This is a genomic window from Agaribacter flavus, assembly GCF_042646125.1.
GTDB lineage: Bacteria > Pseudomonadota > Gammaproteobacteria > Enterobacterales > Alteromonadaceae > Glaciecola > Glaciecola flavus.
Window position 1 is genome coordinate 9,633 of the sequence record NZ_JBHRSW010000004.1, and the last position, 22,510, is coordinate 32,142.

Genomic DNA, 22,510 nt, shown 5'->3' on the forward strand with positions numbered 1-22,510 from the left:
TCCTTTCTATCTCACGTATTGCACACCATTCAACAAGAAATCACACTGAACACATGCAGGCTTAAACTCCCCTCTCAATGAAGCTTTTTTCACTTCTTGTGTGAATACAGCTATGTCATTAAAACTAGCACCAGGCCTAGCATTTAATATTTCATTCACTGCAAAAACCTCAGAATGGGATGCTATACCCTTAGTTCTTTCAAACGCTAACACGTCATCTGGAGCATTGGCTAAACGCTGAGCAAGTGCATCATTTAAATCAAGAGGAATATTTCCATTAGGATCATTAGTAAAAACTTTACTGATTTTTCCAGTTCTAAGATCTTGAGCAACAGACAAAGCTGGCCCTATATTTGAGATACTTTGTCCCTCGGATCTAAGCAAGTCAAATTCTGCTCGAGTAAGAGATTTCAAATTTTCAGCTTGCGCTGCTGTAACAACGACAGGCTGAGATGCTACCCGACTAGCAACTATAGCTTTAACACCTCTGGAACCGGCCAAAATTGCCGTTTCACCACCTACGAAGTAAGAGAAGATCTCACCTTGCTGCCTACCAGCGGCTCGTTGGACAGTTGTCGCTTCACCTAGGAATGAGTGATATTCTTGGGTGAACGGATTCACTAGGCCATTACCCGAGAAGTAACTAATACCTTGCACTACCGGGTTCAGCGAGCCAAGCCCTACACCTAAAAATTGTCCGCCCTGATACAAGCTATCACCGAACCCTTCTAGTGTCCCTAAAAGGTTATCACCTAGTGTACCAAACTCTGCATCGCTGCTTAAACCAAACCTTGAACGCAATGCATCACGTTGACCTTGTCTAAACTCAGCAAACCCCGCTGTTTTCGCCGTAAAGCTTGCATTGACGTCTACGCCAGAGGTACCAATCGCCGCAAATGCATTATCTGCTGCTATCGCACCGCGTTCATATCGAGCCGCACGTGCTGCATTGAGTTGACTTCTGCTTATGGCCGCTGCTTGACGGTTTTCATATGCTGTATTTACCAAATTACTGACGCTTTGATAAACCGTATTAGCATGGGCAAGTGAACTCGAAATACGTGCCGTATCACGATTGATGCTCGCAAGCACTGAAGCATCATAGTCAGCATCTTGCTGGGCTTGTCTTGTTGCCACTACAGCAGACAAGTTTGCTGCGCCTTCAGTCGCTACTGTTTGTGCAACTTTATCTTGAATGTCATTAATGCCGCCATTCAAGTTACTGTTCAGCTTAGCGTTGGCGTCTTTTAATAGTGCCGCCCCAAAGGCATCTAATTGCGCTTGTTGTTGCTGGCGGTTGTTTGACGAAGTGATGGCCGCCCCAACAATGCTGTTGCCCAAGGCATTCCCGAAGCTATCGGTCGCCACGTCCACAAAATTCCATGAGCCTTCGTTGAAGACCCCTTTCTTAACTGCGTAGTTTATGCCAGAACGAGCAATGCCGCCAACTAATTCTCCCGTGAAGCCGCTTGGATCGAGATTTTCAAAGAACTCACCACCGCCTAGATTAGCTTTGCTGCCAATAAAGCTGGTCACGCCTGCCGCAGCAACATTTGCCCATCTAAAGCCACTCGGACGCCCAATCAGTTTGTTCGCTGCCGCGGTTGTCACCACGCCTGCAGCTGCAGTCAAGGCTTTACCGCCAGCAGTTAACGCAACTGCTGAAGATTTCGTTGCAGCGGTGGTTATCCCATTTACGACTTTTCCACCGTCTGCTACCGTTTTCCCGACACCCAAATGCTGACCAATGCCTGCCGTCACAAATGCAGTAGCACCGCTGACCAATGCACTACCAAAGTCAATGCCATCTTGTACACCTAAGGCAACGCCTGTCACTTGCCCCGCTAAGTTGCCCGCAACACTGCCTGCAAACGCGGCACCGGGGGAATTTGCGAGTGCAAGCCAGCCGTTAGAAAAACTGCCAGCCCCAGCCGTATACACAGTCACAAGCACGGTCACCGCTACAATTAATATCGTCTCCAATGCATTACACCCAGCCTCTGGCGGGGGCGGGAGATACGGTACCGTCGGATTGGTATCGCCAATCACCTCTGCCACATTGTAAGGGGTAAACGTGTCGAAGCGGTTGCTGGTATTGGCCTGCTCGGGAATTTCAATCGATTGCCCAGCCGTTAAAGCCTCGCTTGAGCTTTGAGCCAAACCATTGGCGTCAGCTATCACATACCACAAGTCCGCGTTACCATAGTATTGATTGGCTAAGGTACGTAGTGTTTCTCCTTGCCTCACCGTATGACGCAAGGTACTGGCTGATTTAGTCGGGTTTACACTTTGTACATGTGCTGATTTTACGTTGATTTTTCCATCTTCTTTAAGTTCCCCCAAATACTGACTACCATTGAATAAATAATGGCTTACACTTTCTTCATCGGGTGCAAACTCAATTTTGTCTGCAATGGTCTCACGTGTTTTATCAGATAATAAATTGTCAAGTACCGAGGTAATTCCGACTTTAATACTTTCATCCGTTCCTAGAGGGAAACTAAGCGGGTTTCCGATTAAATAATCATCAATATATCGTGTCGCCTGTGCTTCAGGTAGGTTAAAGAGATCCTCTGCCGTCAACACCCTTTTTGCTTCTTCGATCAGCTCTGCCAGAGGCCGTGGTGCATGCACCCCTCTGTGAGTGTTACTTTGCGAAGCGTACTGTCGGCGCACTAGTTTACCGTCTGCTGTGTAATCAAAATAACGAGCTTGCACTTTCGCGCCTGCTATCTCTTCACCGTTTTCGTCTAGTGGCGTTTCTTCGACCGCTATGCGGTTGCCATTTGCATCATAAAATGATTCTGTTTTAGCTTGCGCAAAATGATTATTCCCACTAGCTGATACCAGCTTTTCGAGGTAACTTTCGCGCCCTTCATATTTATATGCAAAACTTTGAGTGAAACTTTCTGGTAATTCTTCTCCTGATTCAGCAGGACGTTTGAATTGATTGAAATACATATTTTCGACCCTTCCCGTTGGGTCATAACTATATGTTGTCCTACTTGCATGATTATCCAGCGTATCTACATCAGCAATCGTGATCGTATCGTACTGACTGCCGTTGATCCTGCTTCCAGCCTCTTGCGCCGATACACTAAATTCATTGATCGAATCAATCTTACCGTCATCAGTATATTCAAACTTTTGGATAGATCTTACCGAGTTAGCTAATGACAACTCGCCTTCAACTCGCCGTTTTCTGGTTTTGGGATGTGGATTACCCAGTATTTCGTAGCTGTCGTCTGCGGCAAAATAATTGACGGTCTCTTCAACTTGTTGAAGTAAGTTGTATTTATGCTCAACAGATTTGTACCATTGGTAATTGAAGGGTATTGGTCCTTGTGCTTGTCCCGTGATTAGGCTGTTGTGCTGAAACAAGTTCGCATCTGGCTCTGACAGCGAATACGCTTGTTCACTATAAGCGAGACTACCCTGTGCATTGTAGGTCATTTTATGCAGTGTTTTCCCTTCATTTGAGAAAACATATTGTGCTCTTCCAATTGCATCATATTGCACATACTGACTGTCCGCACCCAACTTAATGACGCCATTATCAAGAATACCGGCATCCATTTGTACGCGATTGGCAGCGTCGTAGGTAAAGTAATAGGTTTCTTCTGTTGCGCCATTCGATACCGTCAACTCACCTGTGGTGTCAATATTGATATCACCATCTTGTGCGAAGAAATCAATTTTTAATCGCTCAATATACCCTGCCAGTGCAGTGGCGCCTTCCTTGGTACTACTAAGTAAGCCTGTTTGAGGGTCAAAACTTAACCAAGTCAATAGCTCATCGGGAATAATGACATCAGGCTCATCGTTATCTAATGACACACTCTCAAGATCCGTTGTTTGCAGCACGTTATTGGTTGCGCTAATGCCCGTTGACGGAGCAGGCAAGGCTGCGCTGGTGCCATTGTCAACCAACGCATTCGCAATAGACGCTTGTGCTGTAGCAAGCGCGCTATCAATAGAAATACGCACACCAAATTTTGCGTTGCTACTTAAGCCCTTAAAGTATTTAGATGCTTCGACCCTGATTGCCTGATCAGAAACCAATTCAATCGTTCCCACCGAGAGAGCTTGCGGCCCATCGACCACCAAGGTAAATTCACCCTGTGTTTTGTTGCCCTGAACATCCGCCACAATGCGCACCTTTGTGCCTGTGGTGATGTTGTCTTGGCTTAAGGCTCCAAGCAACACCCCGTCTTGTATACTCAACCACGGTAACGCCTCAATACCCAAATAAGTGCCGTCTTCTTGCTCGACCGTGACGGTATAATCAGCGTCGGTTGTAATGCCGAAGGCATGGGCGATGTCCACCGATAAGGTGTCTTGATAATGTAAGTGTTGTGAGGCCAGCGGCACAACACGCTCTTGCACTGGTGTCACATCGCGAACCGATACTTGAATACGTTGTGTCATACCTGCATGCACGCCATCATGGGCAAGCAAGGTGATGACCGTATCTGGGGTAAAGTCTGTCGGCACAAACCCATACACCGTTTGGGTCTCGGCGTCGTATTGTAGCCAATCAGGTAAGGCCGCAGCATTGACGGTCAACTGCGCCTCATTGGCCTCAGTAAAGGCTACCGATTCACGGATGTATGTCCCCGCCTTGGCCGTGATACTACTCACACCGGTATACGAGAGAGCAGCACTTTGTGGGCGTAATTCGCCTATACGGATGTTTCTGAATTGGCTATGGTTGGTGTTGCCCGTGCCCCCATTCGTGTCATCATCATTTATGAACGTCAGGTAGTTCATATTGCCCGTAATGTAGTCACCCACTTTTATTGTGTAGGTTTGCCATTCATCCACACTTGTATACTCATCAACATACGCAACAGTGTTGAGGGCGTTATTTTCATTACCCCAAACTTGAAAGAATTTGCCAGGTAAACCATCTAATTTGTTGTCTGTATCAAAGCCAATCGCATGACGCTCGCCTTTTTTGTTGGCTTTAAACTCAAAGGTTAGATACGTGTTGTCGGTGATAGTGTAATCAAACGCCGTTTTCTGCCAGGTATTACCGATAATTTCAATGCCTTGATTATTGTCGGTCAAGGTATACATACCGTCGCTGTGCTGCCCCGTGTATTCCGAGAAACTATTGGCGGATAAATCAACCGCAGGGAGTGGCGCTGCGAAATCTGTCAATTCTGTCGGCGTAAAAGCGCCATCCGCAAAAACAACGCGCATACGATGGTTTACACTATGGTACCAGTTATTCAATTTGACAGACTCACCGTTGATACGGTTCGTAATGAGCAAATGCGTGCTAATGCGAGTGATATACACATCATGCTTAGATATGTCCTCCATTACCAAGGTGTTATTCCCGCGGCTATCGATGATTTCATCATTGCCATCACCCAAGCGATACAGGAAGGTGTCATTGTACTCACCCCCAATTATCTTATCATTGCCTTTACCCGCCAAATGAGTAGCACTTAAACGCAGCTCACCCGCCCCCCATTTATTGTCACCGTCATCGCCATGTTGAATAAGGTGTTGGGTAAAGTCAGCAATAGACCATTGGGTGCCGTCATGAAAGTGTATCTCGCCAATTTTAATATCATTTCGCCAATATTTGGTTCGGATACTGCCTTCTGCGTGATTGAAACTGAACGTTAGGTACCCACCCGACATGGTCACTTGTAGATTTTCAGGCGCAATCCCTTCGCCAAAACGAATAATATTGCTCCCATGCGCTCCTTTGTCGTTGATAGTGTCATTGCCGTCACCTAAATTATATATATAGGTGTCACGACCGCGACCGACATGGAAACTATCGTTCCCTTTTCCTCCCTCAAACGTTAAATCAAGCTCGGAGTAGTCATAGTAAAAGCCGTTACCATTGTCATTACCGGCAAAAGCAACCCGATCCACGATGTCTTGGGCATCCCACATTACACCACTGGCAAAACGGAAGGTGTCGACCACAATGCGGCCTTTTAAGAAACCATCTTTAATCGTGATGATATCTTCGCCGTCCAAACTGACCACAACATCACGCCCCCAACGCATCCTTACACTGATATCATCAGGGTGAATGCCTTCGCCAAACTGCAGAGCATTGGCCTGTTGATAGCTGTCAATAATGGTGTCTTTACCGTCTCCTAGATTATAAATATAGGTGTCATGACCGTCTCCGCCTTTTAGCGTGTCATTGCCTTGACGACCGATTAAGGTATCGTTGCCGTCTACGCCATTGAGAACGTTGTTTGTCTCAGTGCCAATCAAGAAATCATTATCAGCTGTGCCGTCTGTTTGTACGTCATATAGTTGGATATTGCGGAAATGGGAATTAACGGCGTCACTCTCGTCCAGATTACCGAAGACCAAATAATTACCATCACCGGTGAAGTAATCCCCCACCTTAATGGTAAAGGTCTGCCAATCGCCATTGCCTGTGTACACATGGTCGTGAATATAATATTGGTCATCTGATGGGTCTCCAGCTTCCCCCATTAACGAGAACAAAGCGCCCGCACCATTCGACACTAACGCATTTGAATCCAAACCAATGACATGGCGTTTACCTAACTCACTGACTTTAAACTCAAAGCTCAAGTACGTATCTTCAGTGACGGTGTAACCCACCCCCGTCCTGCGCCAAATATCCCCTGTTAAGTCGAGCTGCTTACCATCATCACTGACACTTACATTGCCTGGCATATTGCCGCGGCTGTACCAGTCAAATGTCTGTAAGCTCAAGTCGATAGGTCTACCTGTGCGCAAGAATTTATGAAACTCATCCCCCGTAAACTCGCCATCACTAAAATGCAGGTTATGCCTATATGCGCGACCTTCATCATTGTTCACCCAGTCAAACCAATTTTTCAGTGTCACTGTTTCACCCGTTCGACGCAGGGTAAGGATGAAGTGCTGGCCATCTTTGTGCGCCGTCACATCATGCTTAGATATCCCCTCAAACACCAACGTGTCATTACCATAACGGTCAATGATGACATCATTGCCGTCGCCTAAGGCGTAGTAGTAAGTATCATCCCTTTTACCGCCTCTCAGGGTATCATCGCCGCCATTACCGCGATGGCTAAAGCCGGCACCTATCCAGCCAAGGTTATAATCGTCTGTGTCATCACTGCCTATAATTTCCGTGCGCTGGCCGACTTCTTCGTACTCCCATACCTGACCGTCGGCAAATTCCACACGACGAATCTTCATGTTGCTCGAATTTGCCCAGCTGCCTAAGGTGAGGCTACCATCAAGCCCATCAAAACTGACAACGAAATCCCCGTCTATGACTTGCATGCGCACTTGCTCAGGGGTAATCCCTTCACCAAAGCGCAAGGTATTGCCGACACTGCCGCCCGCATCAGTGATAGTGTCATGACCATCGCCGATGTTATACACATAAGTATCGGCGCCATCGCCCCCTATGAGGGCATCATCGCCACCACGACCAATCAGGGTATTGTTGCCATCTCCCCCAGTAAGGGTGTCATCCCCCGCAGTCCCAATTAGCAAGTCACTCTCGGCGGTGCCGTCTGTTTTAAGATCGAATAACTGGATATTCCTAAAGTGCGAGTTCGTCGTTTCATCGCCGACATTCCCCAAGACTAGGTTATGCGCATGACCGGTAAAATAATCCCCCACTCTTATCGTAAACGTCTGCCAGTCACCGTTGCCCGTGTAGCGGTCAGCATACTTAAACCCTTCGTCAGCAGAACGACTCATATTTGAGCCAGCAATATGAAATAACGCCCCTTTCTGTGAGCCAAAAAAATTGTTCGGGTCGAGCCCTATCACATGGTCTTCGCCCAGAGCATCCGTTTTAAATTCAAAGCTTAAATATGTATTGGCCATGACTGTATGCGCCACGGCTGTTTTCAACCACTTATCATTTTGAATGCCCAGCGTTAAACCATCATCACTGACTGTATAACTGCCCGGCAAATCTGCTGTACTGAATTTACTTAATGGTGACGCATTAAAATCGATAGGCTTGTCTTGACGGTAGAAAGCCTCTAAATCATAGGCATCAAGCGTCACATCATCAAACACCACTGACATTTTGAACGCATCTGAATGGTACCAGTTATACACATTAACCAGCTCTTGAGTATCTAGCACGGTGATAATTAAGTTATTGTAACTGCGCCTAATTTTCACCTCACTGGCTTTAATACCTTCCATCCGCAAGGTGTTATTACCATAGCGGTCACGGACAATGTCATAGCCCCCGCCGACACGGTACACATAGGTGTCATCACCGAGATACCCTCTAAGGAAGTTGTTGTCAGCATTGCTGACCAACAAGTCATGCCCCCGTGAGCCAAAACTGTCGTTTTCGTATAAGCGGATATCGCTGAATTCGATATTGCCAATCACCCCTGCATCATCGTCATTGAATAGCGTGAGGTAATTCATCGACCCACTGGCAAACTTGCCGACTTCAATGTGCATTTCTTGCCATTCACCTGCACCGGTGTAACGGTAGTCTTGTTTAAAGCTTCCATTCGGTTGTTCGCCATACAATTGGAAGTTTGCTTTTTGGCCATTGTAGAAAGAATTATCTGTATCCAAACCAATGCCTTGGATTTCACCTTCGCCATCGCTTTTTACCCTAAACGACAAGACGGTTTTATCAGTGACCTGATACGCCTCCGGTAAGGCCAAGCGCTTCCATGTATTGCCTGTGAAGGCAATCCCCTTACCGTCTTCGGTAATACTATAACCATCCAGGTCATGGTCTTGGTCAACCCCGTAAGACGACAACCGTGCATCCTCTATCTTAACGTGAATACCATCTACCACACGCTCATCAACTTGCTCTGGCGTTAAGGTAATATCCGTAAACGCGATAGTAATCAGGCGTCGAGCCGCGTTATTAAACCAATCATGCACACGCACTAAGGTTTGCCCTGTTGAGGTATCCTGCACTAACAGGCTATTGCCTGATACCACAAACTCGATTTCGTCGCTGGCGATATCTTCAAACTTCAACAGGCTGGTACTATTCGAGTCTCGGATTTCATCTATGCCATCACCTCGACGATAAATATACGTATCCTCGCCTTTACCACCATAGAGCTTGTGGTTACCTTCGCCACTGATGAAGATATCGTCACCGTCTGTGCCCGTTAAGGTGCCACCTTCACTATCGCCGCGGATGGCAATCGCTTCTTGAACTATCTGGTTAATTTCACCGTCATCTAACACCCGACTCCACAGCATCACCTCATCGACGGTGCCTGCAAAGAAGGCATCACCTGAGGTGGTACCGTCGTGCATCTTGGTTGCACTATTAATCCCCCCTATGGCAATACCGTCATTGTGGGTGTAAAGCTGCATGCCTTGGCTATTGGCTGTATCAAATTCATTGCCATTTAGATACGCGCGAAACGCCCCTTGCGTGAGTGCCTCAGGGGTATCATTGGCATCCAACACCACGGCGACGTGATACCATTTGTTGGCTTCAAGTCCCTCTATCGATTTAAAGGTACCCAACCATTTATTCGTATCACTGCCATCAATGGTATCATCCCAACCGCCTGCGTAGAGTGTATTGTTGTCTAGGTAAACATTTAAGCCTCGGCTACCACCGCCCTGCTCATATATGACCTGACGACCACCATCGGTACCGTCCATCTTAAACCACAAGGAAATCGTCTTAGACGTGTACATGCCTTGGGAATTAATCCCATCTCGGTTACCCAAGACCACATGGTCATCTACACCATCTAAGCGCAGTGCGCCATCATAAATGCCGCCTGTAGCGTTAATACTTGCCCCGCCTTCAGCTCGGCTAGTAGTTGCGCCTGTGCTATCGCTGATATCAGTGTCAAAGTTGAAGTGTGCGATACGGTTGGTAGTGTTGAGGTTAGTAGTTGCACTATTTACCGCAGATTCTGAAGTGCTCAACAAGGCAGTTGGTGCAGGTTCCACTAACGACTGTGTCGGCGCAACAAGTGCAGAAGAGTCTGCATTTACATCGTCGATGGTTGTTGTATTTGGTATTACAGCATTGTCACTTGCCTGTGGCAGCTGACCGATTGTTGTTGATAATGGCGAAGTGAGCAGTGATGCAGCAGATGTCTGTGTGCTTCTGGGTTGGTTAGTAATATCATCGTGCGTATCTAATACTTTAATATAGAAGTTCTGTGAGGCACTTTCGCCTGTTGTCTTGTTTCTTACAAGTACTGTCGCAGGATATGTATCTCCTCCTTTTTTTGAACCTGCCTCATTAGTAATCAAGCCACTACTTGATATATGAAACCGTCCCAATTCAGGGGGTTTAGATGAAAGTTCATATTCAATTTCGTGATTAGATGGAACGTTATTTAAACGCACCTGATAAGAAAGTCTGTTATCCGTGGTTTCACCGTGGGTTAGCGTTCCAATCGTTCGTATACTCATTGGTCCTCGATTACTTACAACGAAATCAACGGCTACGTCTACTCCGTTTCGTTCACCAACAATAGTAAAACCAAAGTCACCGCTAAAAAATGCGCCGCCGTGAGCACTGGGTAAACTCAACTCAGCTTTGGCAAACACACCATTTTCATCTTTAACATACTCTACTGATAGTGGTGAGCCAACTTGAGTATACCCGTCAATACTTTGGTTAATTGTCCTAAACGTTGCGTTACCAATGTTGTCAAAATAATCTGACAACAATAAAGTGCCTTGGTCTGTTCCAGGTGACCAATCAATACTCACCGATGATACCTTGCGGCTAATATCAGAGGAGTGTACACCCGGAAAGACAAAGGTAAACGCCACAGGCTCTGATGTTAAGCCATTTCCATTTGCGTCTGTGGCTGTCACGTAGGCGGTGACTGTGTGCGGAAAAGTGTCAGTAGGTCGATAACGTAGCCTGTTTCGGTTTGGTTCAACAAACGAAATTGTACCTTTATTCCCTGCATTATCACTGGTAATGGTATATTTCAACTGTGAGACGTTAGCGTCGTCTTCAAAGTAATCGAATAGGGGGAAATTTCGCTGAGCCTCCCCAGGTTGCATAGTCAGAATGCGGTCTTTACCTGGTTTCGCTTTTGGCGCAGTGTTGGTGTCTTCTATATGTAGCTTAAAACTACCCGTGCCAATTTTGTTATTGGCTTTCACACTAACAGTAATATCGTATTCTCTATTCGAGGTATACGGCACAACATCGCCTGTTAACTGCAAGTGCCCCCCAACGACTTTAAAGCCCGGTGGCAATGCTCCTACACTATCAAATGTTATGTCATGTCCTTGTGCATCCGAAAATAATGTAAGCAAATTGACTGGGGGGTAATCTTGACCTTCCTTTGCATCTGGCAGTTTTGTTACGCTTGGTGTTGGCGGAGTATCGACCGCCGAGACGCTTTTATTCAACCCAAGGACAAATATTGTGTCTTCATTCACATTGTCGTTGATGGTAAGTACAAGTTGTATTGGCAAGTTACTACCAAGCGCATTGTGCGAGCGCACAATTATTCGAGTTTGAGAGCCATTGCCATCATCAAATGATTCGGTATCAATTGCAAAAAGTGATGTAGTGTCAGCTATCAGATTTCCGTTTTTATCTACATACTCGGCTGTCACTGTTATCTGCTCACTTGGTAAAGCGACACCCGCATAGATATCAAAGTCTTTCACTATGACCTGTGTATTGAGCTTATCCGAAGGCGACAGGTAAATATCCCGTCTCCGCTCATCCGCTTCTTGCACAATGGGACGATGGTTTTCGTTGTACACTTCAAACTCAATGTCTCTGTGCGTTGTGCCATAACTGTTAGTCGCTGAGACACGAATGCTTTTTGTCCCTTGAGACTCGTAGTCTAACTTTCCCCCAGTGCTTTCTAAAATGTATTGCCCCGATTGTTCCGTATTTAAATTGAAATCAGCGAGGGGGCTTATTTGTATGTCATCCACATGACGCGTGAATAACGAGCGTAAATCGAAACTGAATTCTTCTCCTTCTCTTGTATTGGGAATGGTAATAGTTGATGCCTTTGGCGGTGCCTCAATAACAAGCTTGATGTCTTTCTGTGCCGATGCGCCAGAGGGATCTTCTACTATTGCTGTCAACTCATACGTACCGGCAATCAAGTCCTCACCCGGTCTTTTCTTGATCCTATTTTTATTTGTGTCACTCGCATTGGAACCGAACCAATACAAAAATGCAGGAAGCCCTTGAACATCAACCAAAGATAAGGGATCACTGTCAGGATCAGTAAAGTACTGTACTGCCGAAATTGAAATATCATCATCGATGTCGAATGTTCTAGTCACTGGTCGCGGATCATTAGGTACTGGTGCAGAGTTTGCACCAGACACAGCTATCTCGATGATAATATCTTTTTCAGCAAGTAAACCTGACGTGTCTCGCACCACTGCGGTAAGGTGATAACTGCCAGCAACTAAGTCTTCGTTTGGTCGCTGCTTTATTCTATTCTTATTCGTGTCATTTGCACTCGAATCGAACCAATATAAAAAGTCAGGAATATTTCTAACGCTGACTAACGAGAGTGCGTCTCCGTCTGGATCTGTAAAGTATTGCTCAACCCAAATCGAAATAGAATCATCGATATTGTAGCTTCTGATTACAGGATCTGGGTCAATTGGCCTAGGCGCTGAGTTGTCCTGCTCAGCAGAGACAACAACAATTATTTCTATTTCTTCTTCTAAGCCAAACGTGTCTTGTACAATGGCGGTTAAATGGTATTCGCCAGCAACAAGCTCTTCATTTGGCCGTTTCTTGATACGATTTCTATTTGTACTGTTGGCCTCAGGACCAAACCAATATAAAAAGTCAGGAATGTTTTCGACTCCCACCAAAGAAAGTGGATCTCCGTCTGGATCTATAAAGTATTGCTCAACCCAAATCGAAATAGAATCATCGATATTGTAGCTTCTGGTTACAGGGCCAGCTTCAATCAATTCCGGTGGACGATTCTCCGTAGTATTGCCCGGAGTACGCACGACCAAATCAAATTGATTACTTCGATCACCGTCGCTTGCGTCGATAATAAAAGAGATATCATCCAAAAAGTCACTTGGAACAACTTCACCCAATTTAGTTTTAATCACAATTGTGCCGATATCAATTTTTGACTTATCGAATATTAACCAATCCGGTAATGCACTTCCGTCCTTCAACTTGATATCAAATGTAAGCGGTTCGCTCTCGGGATCTTCTATGTAATCATTTAAATTAATCGCCAGCATGTAACCTTGACCAGGTATTAGCGTAGTTATCTCTTCAAACCCTTCTGGCTCAATAAACCGTGGTTTTAAATCTTGCTTCACCGGCAAGAAGAACGGCAGTAAGGTAAAGAGCTCTGGCTTATCTTTCTGCTTTGCCCTTATGGCGTAGTGGTGCTCACCGCTTTGCGCACTATTCGTTGTCAACCCTAAAGTGCCGTTGGCTTGTGTCAATTGTAGCCAATGGCCTCCTAGGCTTGTCAGATCACTATCGACGACGACATACTCTTCATTGTCTTTATCACCTTGACGTAGTAGCAGTTCAAACTCAAGCTCGCCAATTGCTTCATCAATAAAGATATCCGCAATATTGCCAATGTTATAGTCATACTCGGCACCAATCGTCGCTGGCGGATAAGATAAACCTTGGAATTCAGGGTTAACACTGGGCGCACGATCAACACCAATATTTCCAGAATAACCGTTAGCCACGTTGATACTGCGGCGATTGCCCATAGCATCATAGGTATACGATAAAACAGAGCGGATTTTTTCTTCGTCTGGATTGTCGGGGTTAATGTCGGTCACCATGACTTGTGTGACTCGTCCATGGGCGTCATAGCCGGTATCGGTGCGCTCTACCACGGTTTGTTTTAAACTGTTGACGGTGGTGCGAGTTTCACTGACCAACTGCCCCCCAATATCATACACAAACTCGCTGTGGCTGCCGGTAGACGAATCAGCTATTGATTTGAGCAGACCGTTCTCGTAATAGGTATAACTCAGGATTTGGTCAACGGCGCCTAGTACACGGAAGTTGATGACACGATTATCGAGGCGATTGTTACCATCGTAGTGATAAATATATTCGTTATCACTTAAATCACTCTTGCTTATCTGTTGCCCAAAGTAATTAAATCGTTGACTGTTCTTATCTAATTGGCTGTCTTCACTGTAACCCACTCTCAATCTATCGTAACTTTCTGTGGTTTGACGCCCTAAGCGGTCATACTCATAGCTCATAGACACCTTGTCTGGGCTGTATGTTCGCAGGACATTCCCCCGAATGTCATTTTCATAACGGTAGGTGTGGCCAAGCGCATTAGTAAACGATGTTTTATGCCCTAACTCATTATAGATAAACGTGTTTAAGACTTGATAATCGAGGGGGGAAGTGTCATCAGGACGGCGGATATCGCCGGTTTCTAGTACGCGCCCTAACTTATCCACCTTCGAGGTGGTGATATACCCAAGCGCGTCCATGGTGGCGACTTGCTCACCAAACACGTTATACCCCAAATGAGTAGAATGCCCTAACTCATCTTGGGCTTGAATAAGTTGACCACGGGCGTCGTAGCGATTCACCCGTGTATGACCACGGGTATCTTGACGGGCTATCAGTTGCCCGTGGCTATCGTAGTAGTTATTGAAGACGGGCGATTTCACCTTGACTTGGTTGGCTTCGTCATACACCGCAACCGCATGACGCGTTTCCGTCGCGATTTGATTGTGTTGATTGTAGGTATATGTTGTCGTATACCCATTCGCATTGGTCACCTGGGTAATGTTACCCCAACGGTCATATTGCTGCCTCACGACTGGGGTGTCGCGATACACCAAGCCATCACCCGCACGTTTGACCTGATAGGCCTGACCAAACTGCTGATACACGCGCCCCAAACTATCTAGACGATTGACGGTCTCGCCGCTGCTTTGATGCTTTACACGCACCACTTGACCGCGCAAGTCATAGGCGTAATCTTTTCTGGCGCCATCCCCTTGATTGGTGTTGAGCAAGCGCCCTGCGTCATCGTACTCAAAGTACACTTGTAAGGCGGCATTGCTTGCGCCGTTGAATTGCGGGTCGCCCTGCTTTTCTATCTCGCCATAACTGTTGTACTCGGCCTTGACTTTACGTTGGACGTCATCCCCTGTTGGTGTACGGTGAAGTAATGTGGTTTCAGTGACCTGCCCCAGATTATCGTAGTGGTACTTAGTGATGGCGTAATCTGTGCGTTCATCAATGGTTGCGTAGTGCCAATTGGCAAATTGGAAATCAACGTCGGTATCAGTATTTGAATGCTTTGGATCCGTGCGGAAGATACCATCAAAAACCACTTCCCCTAATACATCTGTCGCCACTACATTAATATTGACTGACTCGCTTTTGCCAACTAGTGAGGCCGGTATAACACCTTTCAGCTCACCTGTATCTGAGTCAAACGTGATATAAGCCCCTAAATATAACGTTTTCCCGTTTACGCCATCTGAAGGACCAAAGCGCGTGTAGCTGATGGTATAGTTGTAATGCTCTCCTGGTCGAGTATAGCCTTTGACTTCCTGCAGCACATTGCCGCGATAGTCATAACTGAAGGTGGTGTCATTGCCCTCGGCATCGCGCTGGCTCACCACTTGGTTTCTGGCGTTGTATGTCTGCGTGCTGACCCTGACACCTTCCGCACTTTCAGATAGCAAGGCCGATGAGGTGTCAAGCGATGTCGTGGTGTCTATTGCCCCTTGAGCCGTGACAAGGGTATTTCCATGAATGTCGTAGTGGTATTCGGTCAACAGTGCCTTGGTGCTTTGTGAAACGCTTGTGCGCAGTCCCTCGACGTCAGTCACCACCGCACTTGGTGGCGCTTTGCTGCGATGCAAACGCCCCAAGGCATCATACACATTCACACTCACCCGCCCAGCATCATCGATGCGCACCACATTACCCACATGGTCGTAGTCGGTGGTGGTCGTGCGCGTGGTGTCGAACGTCGTAGTATCCACATTTAAGTCGCCACCCGTGTTGTCAACGGTGTGCAGCCTTAGGTTTTTCTGCACGTCACGGATTTTACGCCCTAGGGTATCGTATTCATACGTCCACACGCGGTCATGCGTTTTCCACGCCTCCATGCTGGGGAAGGCATCGCTGTCGATGACATACCCGGTGAGCGCAGGGTCGGCGACACGCCCGGCAAATTCCATTTTTGCACTGACCTGCCCAAAGGCATTATAGGCATATTGAGTCAGGTAGTTTTCCGCGTCCACCCTATAAATTTGGTTGCCAAGCTGGTCATAGAAGTAGCGTGTTTCGGCGTAATCGGTGCGATTGATTTTTTCCCGCTCTAACACAAGCTCGCCAAAGCGGTTGTATTCGTAGGTGGTTTCAGGGCGCGCTTGATAGTTCGACACACTGCCCGCCTCGCTCACTTCACTAAAGTGCACAGATGGCTGCTCAACACGAATGACTTGCCCAAGGGTATTGTAGTGAGTATCGACGGTTCGCGAACCCCCTAACGTTGCAATGACGCCATCGGTGAAACTGTCGATGGTAATTTCGGTGAAGCTATTGCGCATCGTCATGCTCAGGGCTTTTTCATAGCGGGTTAAGGCCACTTGATTACCCTGCGCGTCATATTGATACGCGGTCACATAGCCTTGTGCATCCACATCATAGGCCACACGCCCAGCCGCGTCATACACCTTGTAGGTGTTGATGGTTTCAATCCGTGTCTGCGCTGTCCCCTCGACGGTATACCTCGCCTTGATTTGATTCACATAGCCTTGCCCGAGGGCATTGTATTGGGTAGTGGAGGTCACCTCAGGGGCGCTGCTGTCGCCCACTGTTGGCTCAGTCACCGTGGTTTGGCGCCCAAGCGCATCGTAAGTAAACCTTGTGATCTGCTGATGGGCAATATTGGCAGCGTCTAATGCGGCTACATTCTCTTCAGTCAAGCTCGCGGCGTTCGCGCTGATAAGCGAAGCAGGAGATGCCCCTGCGCCCACCCGTATCACACCGACAGTGCGGGTCTTTACATTGCCCAAATCATCGTAGGTTATCGCCGTGACTTGGCGCGCCTCAGGATAATTTGTCGCTGTGCCATTACCGGCAGGCACTTGCACATCATCAAGCACCGGTGAATACTCCCGCGCCAAACGCCCAGCCGCATCATAAGTGTAATGCCAAACATCACCGTTCGCATTGGTGTAGCTTGTTTTTTGCCCCGCGCGATTATACGTCCAGTGCTCCTCAATACGGCTGGTCACCCCTTGGCTATCGATGACCTGACGTATTTGCGTCTTGACTCGCCCAGCGGCATCATACAAAGTCTCTGCTACGCGATCAGCCGAGGATACCGCTATTTCCCCTATCAACCATGCCATGCTCTTTGAGGGTAAATAAGCGCGTAAGCTATCGTCACTTAGCGTCTTCGCATACGCAATGCTCTGCTCCACCCGACCGGCCAAGTTATAGCGGGTTTCGCTTATCGCCCCTTCCGCGTCCATCACAAAGCGGATCCGCCCCGCACTGTCATAGAAGAAGCGTGTGATGCGGTCATCTGTATTGAGGCGCGTCGACAGCGGCGCACCATCTGCGCGCAAGGCGTAGTGTGTATGAATATCAGTAATATCATACGCGTCATTGTAGGCCATGGTGCTGGCCATCGCGCGGGTTTCGATGAGTTGCCCAGCAGCATCATAGCGACTCTGTTTGACCTGCGCCTGACCATCATCTAGTCGCTGCAGGCTAAACACCACACGGCCGTTTTTGTCATATACCGAGGCGGTGCGGATGTCTTTGTTCGGGTTCGCCGCCGGCAATAAGGCCACCACGTCCGCCGCCGCAATTTCACCCTTAGCAATGCGCGCCGAATCGTCTTCGCTCAGCGACACCGCATTAGCAAATTTTGTTTGCTCCACCACAAAGCCGCGCGCATCATAGGTGTTTTGTGTGACGGCGCCCACTGCATCAATACGCAGCAATAAACGCCCCGCATTGTCATACACGTACTGTTGACGCGCCGCAATTTCGGCGCCTTCAGCCTCAAGGCGCGAGGCAATGGCCGCTGGGCGAATAACATCATCATGGTCAAAGCCATTCAACGCAATGGCCTTGTTATACACCGTTTCACTGGTGGTATTGCCATTGATGTCATAAGTAAAGGCGGTCACCACGTTTTCATTGTTGACACGGTATCGCAACTGCCCTGCCGCGTCATAGATGAAACGAGTCTCATGTGCTTCAGGGTTAATACTGGTAATGACTCTGCCAATATTGTCATAAAAATACTGGGTGACGCCGTCAATGCCGCTAACACTTTCACTCGCTAAGCGATTATTTACCCCATAAGTGTAGGTCGTTGTCACCGCCGCATCGCTGCCATAACCCTCGGTGCGCGTGAGCGTATTGCCCTCTTCATCATAGGCCAAATGCACATGACTGCTAATATCAGTGAGGGTGTCACCGACCAACCGCCCAGTTTGTGTGTCGGTCAACTCCCCAAAGGCGTTATACGTCAACAAGGTACCGGTACCATCGCCAGCATCCACCCACTGGGTGCGCGCCGCGCCATCGTATTGATAGGTTTGGCTATGCGCGGCAGTACTGCCCGCCCCGCCCGTCACGCCTTGCTGCACTTCAATGGTTCGCCCCAGCACATCGTAGGTGGTGATGGTAGACACCAAGCCATTTTGCGATGGATAACTCACGGTGACTTCACTGCCAGCAGCGTGCTTGTCGTTATAGTGGTAGCGCGTAACGTTACCCAGCGCATCTTCTTGGCTTAAGATCCGCCCAAAGGCATCATATGTACTATGTACCTCCGCGTTGCTTGTGGGGGCTTGTCCGCGAGTGGCGTCAAGGTCGTGTATGGTCGATACACGCAAGCCCCGTTTGTCATGCACCTGTTGGTCAGTGCGCATCACGCCTTCTGATAAGCGAGTGTGGGAGTAGGTCAACTGGCCAAAATTATCATACACATGCGTGATGTGCTGACCATGGCTCGTCGCGTTTGCGCCTTTACTGCGCTGCGATAGCTGCAGATTGCCGCGCTGGGTATAAGCATACTCAGCCTGAACGTCATCCTCACTGCCCAGGGTATCCAAGGTTGCCTGAAGCGCCGCGGGAGTATCCCCACCCCGTAGCGTCGACATGGCATTTAAAGCCAGACGCGTCGTGTAGGTGACGGCCAAGCGCAGCTCACCAAAGTTCGTGTAATGATGGCGCACCACCTCACCGTCACCGCTAATGGTCGCTATCAATTGGTCTCTGTCATCGTAATAGTAGTAAGTGCTAAGGCCCTCGGCGTCCGTGCTTGATACCAAGCGCCCCTTGGCGTCGATAACCTGCTTACTCCCCGTGTTGGCGGTAGCTAATGCAGAGGAGATGGCCGCCTCCAATGCAGCGCTTTCCATATCCGCGTGTATCGCATCGGCGCTCTCTGCCGCCACGCGCCCACCAATCATCCCAGTCTGTCGGTCAAGTAAATCCTTCTTATACCAGGTGGCGCGCTGCTCATCTGCCACGCCATTATCTTCTATAGTGCCAATCAGGTAGCCTTGGGCATTGTATATATAGCGCGTGGTGAGTCCCTGCGGCAACTCGCTTTGTGTCTCAAGCTGCCCACGGGCATTGTACGTGTAGCGGGTGATGCGGTCTTCCGCATCTGGGGTCAAGGTAATCGGCTCGCCGCGGTAATGCTTTAGTGGCGCTGCATACACATGCTGGGTGTCCAGCTGCCCATCGTCATCGTAGGCAAAGCGCGTGACTTGCCCCTCAGGCGACACGGTGGTGACCACTTGACCCAAGCCATTGTAGGCGGTGTATTGCACCCGGTCAGCCCCTTGAATCAGCTGCGCATTATCATTGCTTGCTGGCCTCAGCGCAGACCACGCCCCAGTCAGTTGCAAGGCGATATCAATGTCAGTCTCAAGATAGGCGGCCGATTGCGTGGCATAGGCAATCACTTGGGTCGCTTGCCCCCGCTTGTCATACACATATTCGGTGGCATAGCCCTCGGCATCAAGGGTCGCCAACACTAGCCCATCGTCGCTATAAAACGTGCGCTGTACGCGCGTCGCCTCATTCGCCACCAGGGCTGGCACAGTATCGCTATTTACATCAAGGGCGACATCATAAGCAATTACATGCGTTTGACGCCCAGCACTGTCATAGCGGTACTCAGTCACACCGCCTTCGCCATCGATGCGCAAGCTCTGACGCCCCGCGTTGTCATAGACATAGCGTACCTGCCTGTCGTCGGCAGTGTCTCTCCCCTCAGCACCTATCATATCCGTAATGGCTACCAACGCGCTGATGTCTCCATCCACCGTCAGCGCATACACGTCACCATCAAGCCACTCGCCGGTGACGACCGTGTCGTTGGCGTAGGTCGTCGTTAACACCAACTGACTGGCATCGGAATAGGCATAGGCCGTCACAACCCCAGCGCGGTCAACGGTGTAGGCTTGTCGCCCAGCCGCATCATATAAAGTATAGCTGATGGCGCCATTGCTGTGCTGGCGTGCAATCTGACGCCCTTGCGCGTCATAATAGAAGCGTTGCACGCCAAATTTTGTGTCGTTGCCGACCTCGCCACTGCTGGTCGCGGTCAAGCGCCCCGCCGCATCAAAGCTATTGACGGTCACTAAACCGTTGTGCTGAGTGCTAGTTACGCGAGACTGACTGTCTTGATAGTCGTGCGTGACAAGTGCTGTACGCCCTGCCAGCGCCGGTGTCTCATCGGCCTCTGTGGATGTCACTAGCACCGTGTCATATTCCGCCAATACGCGGTTTAAACCGTCATACGCATAGGCCTTCTGACGCAGTGCAGGAGAGGTTTCCCCCAACAAGCGCCCCATCATGTCATATTGAAAATACGTGGTCTGGGCAGTCGTTGCCTCACCTTGCCCTGCCGCGGTCACTGCGCGATAGGCCACTTGACTGGCCAATTGCCCGCGAAAATCATAGTGATAATCCACCGCACTGACATCAAAGGCCGCCAAACTCGCCAGCCCGCTTTTCCACATCGTCATGTCATTTAAGGAAGGCTCACTGCCACTTACCAAAGCACCCGTGTACGCATCGCGCATATAGCGATACTCATGCACTAGCTGATTGAGTGAATTGTATACATACTCCGTGACGCGCCCTTCTGGCGACAGGGTAAAGCGCAGGTTATCCTCTGCGTCATACACGTAGAAGGTCGATAGCGCCTTATCTGCGCTCCCCGTGCCTGACAAGAGCACGGTCTCTTCAAGCACTTGATTATTGTCATTGAATCGCCGCGTCAGCGTATCACCGGCGGCATTAACTTGTGAGCTCTGATTGCCATCAGCGTCATACCCAAAAGTGACGAGCTGTTCACTGCCCCGGCTCACCGTATGCACATAGCCTTCGTTCGTGTAGGTATACGCCGTCGTCACCTCTTGCGCATCAACCACCGCCGTCATGCTGCGCAAACGTTTTAACCCGTCGGTGACAAAGGTCGTCTCACGCCCCGCGACTGTCACGGTCGTATCCAACCCGCCCATGCCATTAGTGCGGTAGGTGTACGCAGTGGTCGCGCCTTCACCATCGGTAATATGCTTCACTTTACCAGCGTGCTCGTGTCCACTCTCGTAATAGACAAACGTCAGTGCACTGCCATCGCTTTGGCTAATACTTCCAATCAGTTGTGAATGGGTATCCACATAGGTGTAGGTTGTGGTAAATACCGCATCATCGGAAATATCGTTATCTTCTGGGCTAAGGTCGACCGTGACATGCGATAAACGCCCTTGCCCGTCATACCCATAGTATTGACGACGCAGGGTGTGTACGGTGTCTTCGCTATCTTTGGCGGCATAGGAAATAGCGGTAATACGCGGATTGCCACTATCGTTGTCGTCGTATTCAAGGGTCGCGACTTCTTCGCTGAGCATGCCATCACTGTCCTCGACGTCCGATACAATGCGCGCTAATAAACCCCCTTCGTATTCGTAGCGGTGACCATGTCCATGACGGTCAAGGGCCGCCATTTGACGCCCGTTATTGTCGTAATGCACACGGACTAGGCTGCTGCCTTCTTCATATACCCAGGCATTGTTTTCATACACCAAGGTATCATCAGCCCCTGCACCCTCTCGGCTGGTGTAGATCACCTTACCGCCAGTATTACTTTGGCGGGTAAAGGTTTGGCTCGCCCCGTCGGCCGTAATACGTGTCACCGAAGCACTGCCACCACTGCCATTCACTCGGCTTAAAAAACCCAAGTGCCATTGGTCGTCACCGTTTGCATCATCAATCGCGCCAAGGCTGTTATATGTGCGCAGCCCCGCGACATCCACACCCACATTGGCAATGCCGTCATCTTGCCCTTGAATAAGTAAACTCCCTGTCGCCGAATTCACATATACTCGTTCTTTTCCCTGACCCAGCGACGCTTGACCATACGCACCATCACGACCAATTAATGACAGAGACGAATTAAATAAACCTGTGGTATCACTAGCAACAACGGCAACCATTACACATTCCTTTTTATAACTATAATCGTACACCTCTTACCGAGGTATTTACCTAGCTATTCCACGAAAT

General features: G+C 48.6%; 1 protein-coding gene. It reads right to left on the reverse strand.

Translation table 11 applies throughout. The features are described 5' to 3' along the window. Positions 1 to 6: 6 nt before the first annotated feature. Positions 7 to 22,440, reverse strand: a complete 22,434-nt coding sequence (locus ACFOHL_RS00165; protein WP_376918173.1) for a calcium-binding protein — start codon at positions 22,438 to 22,440, stop codon at positions 7 to 9. Between the last annotated feature and the right edge of the window lie 70 nt (positions 22,441 to 22,510).

What these genes read in the sequence shown, in the direction of transcription:
- ACFOHL_RS00165 (WP_376918173.1), bottom strand. Translation starts at nt 22,440, where the DNA reads ATGGTTGCCGTTGTTGCTAGTGATACCACAGGTTTATTTAATTCGTCT.